This window comes from Aquibium pacificum (assembly GCF_040839445.1).
Classification (GTDB): domain Bacteria; phylum Pseudomonadota; class Alphaproteobacteria; order Rhizobiales; family Rhizobiaceae; genus Aquibium; species Aquibium pacificus.
This window is the reverse complement of record NZ_JBDPGJ010000020.1, coordinates 1-2730: the sequence shown is the minus strand read 5'-3', so window position 1 is coordinate 2730 and position 2730 is coordinate 1. Positions and strand designations below refer to the sequence as shown.

At 62.3% G+C, this 2730-nt stretch carries 3 protein-coding genes; 1 reads left to right on the top strand and 2 read right to left on the bottom strand.

All coding sequences use genetic code 11. The features are described 5' to 3' along the window. Nucleotides 1-1197 (bottom strand): acyl-CoA dehydrogenase family protein (locus ABGN05_RS29960; protein ID WP_367957690.1); only part of this gene is annotated, 1197 nt, incomplete at its 3' end. Nucleotides 1198-1212: 15 nt separating this feature from the next. After that, nucleotides 1213-2427, bottom strand: a complete 1215-nt coding sequence (locus tag ABGN05_RS29955; protein WP_367957688.1) for an acyl-CoA dehydrogenase family protein — start codon at nucleotides 2425-2427, stop codon at nucleotides 1213-1215. A gap of 177 nt (nucleotides 2428-2604) precedes the next feature. Here ABGN05_RS29955 and ABGN05_RS29950 point away from each other — a divergent pair. Beyond that, on the top strand, nucleotides 2605-2730 hold a 126-nt coding region (locus ABGN05_RS29950), incomplete at its 3' end, for an acyclic terpene utilization AtuA family protein (protein WP_367957692.1).

Here is a 2730-nt window from a genome sequence, read left to right as displayed (position 1 = left end):
GTTCTTCAGAAGTTCGCCGGAGATGATGAGCTTGCGCACCTCCTGCGTGCCTGCACCCACCTCGAGCACCCGCCCCGTCCGATAGAGGCGGTTGACCTCGGTGTCGCGCATGTAGCCCGATCCGCCGTGAATCTGCACCGCGCGATCCAGCACGAAGGAGGTCGCCGCCGCAGCCTTGAAGATTGCCGCGGCCGTCAGCTTGTGGATCTCGCCGCGCCCGCCTTCGCCTTCTTCCAGACCCTCGCACATGGCGGCGGTGCGCAGCGACAGGCTTCGCGCGGCCTCGATCGCGGTATACATCTCGGCCAGCATGGCCTGCACCATCTGGAAATTGGCGATCGGCTTGCCGAACTGCTGGCGCGTCTTGGCATAATCGATTGATATCTCCAATGCCCGGCGCGCGATGCCCACCGCATTGAAGCAGACGATGGCGCGTTCAAGATCGAGCCCCGACATGGTCACTGCCACACCGCCGTCCAGCTTGCCCACCATGTTTGCCGCCGGCACCCGGCAATCCTCGAACACCAACTCGCCCGTGGGCGAGCCGCGGAACCCCATCTTGTTGAGCTTCTGCGCCACCTTGAAGCCCGGTGTGTCGGTCTCGACGATGAAGGCGGAAATTCCCTTGGCGCCCTTCTCGGGCGAGGTCTTGGCATAGACCAGCACGATATCGGCGATCGGGCCGTTGGTGATATAGATCTTGGAGCCGTTGAGCACGTAGTGGTCGCCGTCCTTCCGGGCGGTCGTCCGCATCGAACCGAGCGCATCCGATCCCGCGCCCGGCTCCGTCAGGCCCAGCGCGCCGATCAGCGAGCCGTCGCAGAGGCCCGGCAGATACTTCCGCCGCAGATCGTCATTGGCGTTACGGTAGATGTTGTTGACGCAAAGATTGTCATGGGCCGCGTGGCTCAGCCCGATCGCCGCCGAGGCGCGCGACAATTCCTCGGTGATGATGCAGGCCGAGGTGAAATCGAGCCCCGCACCGCCGAATTCAGGCGCTACGTTGAGGCCCAGATAGCCCATCTCGCCCAGCTTGGGAAAGATGGAGGGCGACAGGTCGTCGGTGTCGTCCATTTCGGCGTTCAGGTGATGAAACTCGGAAAAGAAGAACTTGCTGGCCTGATCGGCCAGCGCCTGCTGCTCTTCTGTCAGGTAATGGGTCGGCAGGTCGGGGATGTTGCGCAATCGCTCGTTCATAGCTGGTGTCCTCGCTTAGGCGCGCAGCAGTTCTTCGGCAATGATAATTTTTCGCACCTCGCTGGTGCCTGCACCGATTTCCAGCAGCTTGTTGGCGCGGTAGAGCCGGTTGATCTCGGTATCCTGCATGTAGCCCGAGCCGCCATGGATATGGCACGCTTCGGTCACGGCCTTGTTGAAAGCTTCGCCAGCGTAAAGGCAGGCGGCGGCGGTGAGCTTATGGATTTCGCCGCGTCCACCGGCGCCCTTGGGCAGGCCGACGCAAGCCGCGAGCGCGCGATAGCCGAAGGCGCGTGCGGTTTCGACCTCGACATAGATTTCCGCGAGCTTCGACTGCACCATCTGAAAGCTGGCGATCGGCTTGCCGAACTGTTCGCGGATCCTGGCGTAGTCGAGCGCCAGCTCCAGAGCCCTTTCGGCCATCCCCACGCAAACCGAAGCGACCATCGCCCGCTCCAGGTCGAGCCCGCTCATCACCACCGAAACGCCGCTGTTTTCGGCCCCGATCATGGCCGAGGCGGGCACGCGGCAGTCCTCGAACACCAGCTCGCCCGTGGGCGAGCCACGGAAGCCCATCTTGTCGAGCTTCTGCGCCACCTTGAAGCCCGGATTGTCGGTCTCCACGATGAAAGCCGAGATGCCCTTGGCGCCCTTCGCCTTATCGGTTTTTGCGTAAACCAGGATGACATCCGCGATCGGGCCGTTGGTGATATAGATCTTGGAGCCGTTGATCACATAATCATTGCCGTCGCGCACGGCGCCGGTGGCCATCGAGCCCAGCGCGTCCGAGCCCGCGCCGGGCTCGGTCAGCCCAAGTGCGCCGACCAGCTCGCCCGAGCACAGGCCGGGAACGTATTTCCGCACCTGCTCATCCGAGCCGTTCCTGAGGATGTTGTTGAGGCACAGATTGTCGTGCGCGCCGTGCGAAAGGCCGACTGCCGGGTTCCATTTCGAGATGGTCTCTGACACCAGGGCCTGGGTGAATTCGTTCTGCCCGCTGCCGCCCAGCTCCTCGGGCGCGGTAATGCCCAGCAGCCCGAGCTCGCCCATCTGCCGAAACAAATCGTCGGGCCACCATTCTTCCGCATCCATCTTCTCTTGCAATGGATGAAGAATCTCGCGCGCAACCCGATCCACGTGATCCACGATCTGCCGTTGTTCGGGCGTCAGCGAATAGTTGGCCTTTATGGCCGCGAGCGCGGCCATGCCTGGCCCGGCCTGGACGTTCATCTTTGATCCTCCCGATGGCTGCGCAACTTGCCTATTGATCAAAATCAAACATATGTTAGAAAACGTTTCAAGTGGTGTCGAGCTGCGTGTGTCCTTTTTTGGGCATGCGCTTGGGAGGAAAGACGGAAGCTTGCCATCGGCGTCCACCCAAATGGACGGGGCGACAGGGAGGTTGCGATGACTGGGCGAACTGTGCGCATTGGATGCGCGTCCGGCTTCTGGGGGGATACGCCCGAAGCGGTTGGGCAATTGGTCTCCCGGGGCGACATCGATTATCTGGTCTTCGACTATCTCGCCGAGATC